This is a genomic window from Parafrankia sp. FMc2, assembly GCF_041008525.1.
Lineage (GTDB): Bacteria > Actinomycetota > Actinomycetes > Frankiales > Frankiaceae > Parafrankia.
On sequence record NZ_JBFLUG010000240.1, the window covers coordinates 1 to 6,286 of the forward strand.

The 6,286-nt window shown below is 72.9% G+C and carries 3 protein-coding genes and 1 pseudogene; 1 reads left to right on the forward strand and 3 read right to left on the reverse strand.

Translation table 11 applies throughout. From position 1 onward, the window contains the following. Nucleotides 1-119: 119 nt before the first annotated feature. The 3 genes from AB1460_RS35075 to AB1460_RS35085 form a co-directional block, all read right to left on the reverse strand. Nucleotides 120-3,899: a LuxR C-terminal-related transcriptional regulator gene (locus AB1460_RS35075; protein ID WP_368966685.1), complete on the reverse strand. Its 3,780-nt coding sequence runs from the start codon at nucleotides 3,897-3,899 to the stop codon at nucleotides 120-122. 301 nt (nucleotides 3,900-4,200) lie between these two features. Further along, nucleotides 4,201-4,500: a DUF4193 family protein gene (locus AB1460_RS35080; RefSeq protein ID WP_368966687.1), complete on the reverse strand. Its 300-nt coding sequence runs from the start codon at nucleotides 4,498-4,500 to the stop codon at nucleotides 4,201-4,203. A gap of 606 nt (nucleotides 4,501-5,106) precedes the next feature. Beyond that, the gene (locus AB1460_RS35085; RefSeq protein WP_071086822.1) at nucleotides 5,107-5,484 is read right to left on the reverse strand and encodes a GroES family chaperonin; all 378 of its coding nucleotides are present in this window, start codon (nucleotides 5,482-5,484) and stop codon (nucleotides 5,107-5,109) included. A gap of 378 nt (nucleotides 5,485-5,862) precedes the next feature. On the opposite strand from AB1460_RS35085, the pseudogene AB1460_RS35090 reads away from it, so the two are divergent. Further along, nucleotides 5,863-6,286, forward strand: a pseudogene (locus tag AB1460_RS35090) (hypothetical protein); the annotation flags it as partial.

Here is a 6,286-nt window from a genome sequence, read left to right on the forward strand (position 1 = left end):
CTCGAGATCCTCTGGCACTGCCTCACCAAAGGCGTGCTCTACGACGAGGCCACGCACGTCGCCAACCGCAACCGAGCCCTCGGACGCGCCGCCTGAAACCGTGGTTGACAGAGGGTGTCTCACAGCAGGTGCAGTGCCCGGGCGCGGTGGACCGCGTCGCGGCGCCGGGCGACATCCAGCTTGCGGTAGATGCTCTTGAGATGCGTCTTGACCGTGTTGACCGAGACGTACATCTCCGCCGCGATCTCCGCGGTCGTCAGCATGGTCGGCAGGTAGCTGAGCACGGCCAGCTCACGTTCGCTGAGCCGTTCCGCGGGCTCGGTACCGAGACCGCCCGGCAGCACGAGGGGGTTCCCACCTCCCGTTCCCGGTCGGGCCTCCTCCGGCCTGCCGATGATCTCCGCTCCTCTCCCTGACCCGGTGCCCACTCCGAGTCCCGGTGCCGGAGCCGGGCCGGCGGCACGCGAGCCGGCAGCACGCGAGCCGGCGGCACCCGGCGACCCGCTGGCGATCCGGGCGGCGCCGGCGGCGGGTGCCGGGGTGGCAGCGTGGGGGCCGGCTGCCGGTGCGGACGACGGCCAGCGTCCCGGTGTGGCCTCGCCGGCCCGATCTGCCGGCGGTCTGGTCGGAGCGGGAACGATCACCTCGGCACCCGCGCCGGGCACGGTTCGGCCACCGGAGCTCCCGCGGCCCCTCGTCACGGGGCCGGAACCTGTTGCCGGCCGGGGCAGGCCCGTCGGGCGCAGCCCGTTCGACGGACCCGGCGGCGACGCCAGGTCATCCGGTGCGGCGGCCCGCGGCGTGACCGCCAGCAGTGAGGCTGCCAGGCGCGGCGCCGCGGACCGGTCCAGGGCCGCCACGAAGGCGGGCTGGCCGTCGGTCAGCCCGGGGTGCGCGGCCATCAGGTCCAGCAGCTCCTCGCCGGCCTCGGTGAACGGGGCCACCATTCCCTCGTCGGCGGCGAGCGCAACGGCCCGCGCGAGGAGCCCGCCGGCCCTGGCGTGATCGTTGCGCCGGGCGGCGGCGACCGCGCCGAGCACGCAGGCCGCGACCAGGCCCGCGCCGCCGTCGTCGGCACGCAGCAGGGGGGCGAGCGTCTCCTCCGCGGCCGGCACGTCACCGCAGGCCAGCGCCGAGCGCGCGAGCGCGAGCTGGACCTGTGGGTCCGCGGCACGTTCGCTGTCGCGCAGCAGCAGGCGCCGGGCGGCCTCCGGAGTCCCGGCGGCGACAAGCAGGTCCGCCTCCGCGGCCCGGCGGGCAGCTGCGCACAACGGCGGCATCGGGCCGGGCCTGGCGACGGCGAGCATGCGTCTGGCCGCGCGCACATCATCGGGGGCGCCCCGCAACAGCCGCAGTCGGGTGTCGCAGACGGTGACGAGCTCGACCAGAAACGCCGGGCTGGCAACGGTCAGCGATCGACGTGCCGCCCTCAGACACCGTTCGGCCTCGGCGAGCTCGACCCGTTGCAGCCACACCATCGCGGCGGCCACCCGCGCCTCGGCGAGCCCGGGTACGGCCGCGGCCGGTCCCGCGTCGGGCGCGTAGTGGTCGCTGGCGGGGTCCCCGTCGCCGAACACCATGCTCAGCACGCTCTCGGCCTGCCGCAGCCGGCCACGCAGGGCGTACTGCAGAGCAAGCGCGCCGAGGCAGGACGTCTCCACACCGGTGAGCCCAGCCCGCCGGGCGGCGACGGCCCCCTCCTGCAGGAACCCGGCAGCGGTGGAGAGACGACCGAGCCACAGCTCGCCCCGACCGCGCGCGCACAGCGCCACCGCCCGTGCCCGCTCATCCGCGGGACGTCCGGGGCGAGGCGGGTTCTTCCTGGTCTCGGCGGGCGGGTCCGCCGCGCCGGATCCGCCGGGTACGCCCGGCGGATCCGGCAGACTCGGCTGGCCAGCTGCCTCGGGTCTGCTGGATGACCTGGACCCGCTGGTCGCGCTGGAGCGCAGCAGCCGCCGGGACGCAGCGATCATCTCGGTCGGCTGCCCGGCAAGCTCGGCCCGGTACATCTCCACCAGGTCGATCCGCTCTACAAGCGTGCGCCGCCGGGAGGCACCCGGCCCGGACAGGACCGCGGGCAGTCGGGCACGGGCCGACAGTATGCTCGCCGACCCGGCCTCCAGCTGCCCTGACCGCAGGTGGGCCACGGCCAGGACGAGGTCGCATTCGGGTGCCAGCCCCGCTGCCCCGGGCGGCAACGCCGCCACGAGCACGCCGAGCTCGGGCGCCCGTCCGAACAGGATGTCCATCAGAGCGGAGCCGTCGACCAGCAGGCAGGCGAGGTACCACCAGTCTCCGGCCCGCAGGGCGTGCCGGGCCGCGTCGGAGGTGCTGTCGTTCGCCGCGAACCACAGAGCTGCGCGCAGGTTGAGCTCGCGGGGATCCTCATCCGGATCCCGCTGGAGCAGCCCACGCAGGATCATCCCCAGCAGCCGGTTGTACCGGTACCAGTCCGGCAACGGATCGGCGGTATCAGCTCCCGCGGTGTCTCCGGCCGGGTGGCCGCCCGGCTGGAGACGGTCGAGCGGAACGAGAAAGCCACCGGTTCGCGCGAAGTCGCGCAGCAGATGGACGGCTCCGCGCCGGGCCCGCGCCGCCCCCGGCCGCCAGACCGGGCCGACCGCCCCGATTCCGTCCGGCGCGATGCCCTCCGGCGCGATGTCGATCGCGGCGACCGCGGCCGCGAGCGGACCGCTGATCCGTTCCAGGACACTGGTCCGGAGCAGGAATCGGCGGGTCGACTCCGGGTAGCTCGCCAGAATCTCGGCGTGCAGGTACTCGGCAATGGCCGCCTGAGGGCCCCAGGAAGGATCAAGTTCCGCGGGATCCCTGTCCCCCGCGCCGGCCAGCCCCGCTTCGCCGTCCTCGTCAGCATCGCCCGCCCGCCAGCCGTCTCGAGGCCCGCTGACGGGCCGCACACCGTCAGCGGACCTCGCGCGTTCCACCGCTCCGGCGGCAGCGAGGCGCAGACCGACCGCCCACCCCTCGGTCTGCCGCCACAGGGCCGTCGCCAGCCGGTCGGTGACGGGGAGGCCGTGCGCGGCGAGCAGCTGGGCCGCCTCCTGCGCGGTGAAAGCCAGGTCGGACGGGCCGAACTCGGTGAGCCGGCCCTCGGCGCGGAGGCGGTGAGCGCGCAACACGGGTGACCGCCCGGCCAGGACCAGCCGCAGGCGTCCGTCCCCCTCACCCGCCAGCAGCTCGAGCAGGGCACGATCGTCTGGGTCGCGGATCAGGTGGGCGTCATCCAGGATCAGCACCGCGGGGGCGGGCATCTCGGCGAGATGGTTGACGAGTTCGCGGCGGAAACGCTCGGGGCAGCTGCCGGCGGACCCGGCGGACCCGGCGGTCCCGGCGGACCCCGCCGCCAGCCGGGCCAGCTGATCGCCGGCGGGCAGCGCGGCGTCTCGACACAGTGCGCGCAGGATCTGCGCCCACAACGAGACGGACGGCGCAGGCCGGTGGGGCCTGGAGGACGGCACGGAAAGCCCGGGCGTGCCCTGCGTTTCCTGCGCCCCCGGGCTCCGGCCGGCTGCCTGACCCGCACGCCGGGATCCGAGCGCGGGATCAACGCGGAGCCAGACCACGGGGTGCCGTGACCGCCCGGATCTGGCCCAGTCGGCGAGCAGCATCGTCTTGCCGGTTCCGGCGGGCGCGCAGACGCAGGTCAGCGGGCCGTCGACCGCCGTGTCCAGCCTGTCCAGCAGCCGTACGCGCGAGATGGAGGGGACGACCGGCCGTGGTGGCACAAGCCTGGTGCCGAGGACAGGCAGTTCGGATGCCGACGCCGCCGTACGCGGCAGGTACGGCCACGGCAGCGGGACTCGGGCCGTGCCCGGACCGTGCCCGGGAACGACGGAATCCGGACCGTCCGGACGGCCCACCACTCCCTGCGCACCCACGACGTGATCACCCCCGGCTCACGATGCCAAGGGTAGTGGTACAGGCACTCTGTGCTTTCGGCAACCAGGGGGGCAGTGTCGGCCCGGCGGCGCAGCGAGGACACGGCGGAGATCACGACGGACATGGACGGTTCCGGAAGCACCACCCAGGCGCGTTCTCCCGGAACCGTCCGATCCGTCGCCGCCGAACCACCGCCGCCGAACCACCGCCGCCGAACCGGCGTCACCGAACCGGCGTCACCGAACCGGCGCGCGCCATGACGGTCAGGCCGGACGCATAACGGTCAGGCCCGAAAAGCGGTCAGGCCGCGCAGTCGGCGCACACGGTCCGGCGGGTGTCGGCGAGCTGGCTCCGGTGCTGCACCAGGAAGCAACTCGTGCAGGTGAACTCGTCCGCCTGGCGCGGCAGCACCCGCAACGCGAGCTCCTCGTCCCGGACCTCGGCGTCCGGGAGGTCGAGCTCGGCCTCCAGCGCGTCCATGTCGTCGCCGAGATCGGCCGCCGCACCAGCACGTTGGGCTTTCAGCGTCTCCAGGCTCTGTTCCTGGAGCTCGTCCTCCTCGACATCCGTGCTGCGCCGAGCGTCGAAGTCACGAGCCATGCCTCTCCTTACCTTTCCCTTGTCCTCACAGACCGCGGCCTGTCGACACCGACGTCGATCCACAACGGGATCGAGCGAGCACGGTACCCGAACGACATCGGCTGATCACAATAAGCAGTGGCTCTGGCCGAGAAGTGAGCGCCAGGCAGATGTCCGCATTCCCCATGCCGGAAGCCGGTACCCAGGGCCACCAGTTCGGAACACGGATCTCCAAAGCCGCCCGAAGGATACGGGCCGAAGAGTCGCCAGACCAAGCAGGGGCACCCTGGCGCGGTGTCACTCCCGCCACATCCGGCTCCGGCGCCGAGCGACCACCCACAGAGAAAGCCCGTACCAGTCGGGACGGGCGGGCTCGGAGCAGCCGGTTCCGGAGGCGATGGCCCGGTCGAGGCGGGCCACCCAACGGTGGCGCGGCGGCGCGGCGGCGCGGCGAAAGCAGCAGGCCGACAGTCAGTCAGGCACGGCAGCGGCCAGACACGGCGGCAGCCAGGGATGACCGAACAGCCGGTGGCTCGCGGCGTGGCGGCCGTCGGCCGACCCGAGGGGGATCAGACTCAGATCAGCGGAGATCACATGGAGATGCCGAAATATGACCAGGCAGCGAGGTCAGAGATACAGCCCGGTCAGCCCGTCATCGAGCCGTTCGGCCGCCACGGCGTGCACGTCGCGTTCACGCATCAGGATGTAGGTCGTCGAGTGCAGCTCGACCTCGGCGCGGTCCTCGGGGTCGTAGAGCACCCGATCACCCACCTGGACCGTGCGCACCACGGTTCCGATGGCGACCACGTCGGCCCACGACAGGCGCTTGCCCATCTGCGCGGTGGCGGGGATCACGATGCCCGCCTTCGAACGCCGGTCCGCGGAATCCTCGCGCGGCTGCACCAGCACCCGGTCGTGCAGGAGCCGGATGGGCAACGAGCCACTCGCAACGTCGATGCCGGCCGCGCCCCCGACACCGTTGACACCACCGGAAACTACGCTCACACGCTCGGACCCTACTCGCCCAAACCCCTGGCGCCGACCGGATGTATCCGATTGCCCGGCCCGTACCCGTCCGGTAACCGCGGCTGCCCGTCACCCGTAGTGGCAAACGCCCCGCCGCGAAGGTCCACCGGCCCCGCCGGCGGCTCGGAAGCGGCCGAAACTGCGACGGCCGCCCCATCCAGGGACACTGGCATATCAACCAGACCTGATGGGGATTGACACCTCAACGCGGTATAAGCTGCCGCCCATCGTCATCCGGCCCATCATGGCCGGGTGCCGGGAGGCGCGCCGGGGGGGATGCCCGGCACCCAGCACAAGCGTCCGCGTCGGAAGCCAGGTAACGGTCGACACGCACGAGCCGAGGGATGGGGCAAACCAATGGCGCTGAGAATCAGTGTGGACCTTGAAGGGCTGCGCTGGGCCGACCTGTTCCGGTTCGTCGATCTCGCGAGAAGCGGTGGCATCGGCCCGGAGGACCAGGTCGACGTCATCACGTACGGCAGCGATCCGATGTCGGTCAGCCTCTCCGCCCGGATCTACCCGGTCTCGGACGGTTTCCTCACCAGCGACCAGCAGGAGCTCGGGCCCGGCGACGGCCTGCGCGGTCCGGCGCCGCTTTCCCTCGCGCCCGGGAGCCCGTCATCCGCGGGGGGTTTCGGCTACGACACCTCGGGTGAGCGCCCGTCATCCAACGGCTCGCACTACCCCGCGTTCGACAACGGTTCCGAGCGGCCGCCCGCGGGCGCCGGCAATCTTCCCGCCTACGGCCCGCCCGGATACGACATGTCCCTTATCCACATCT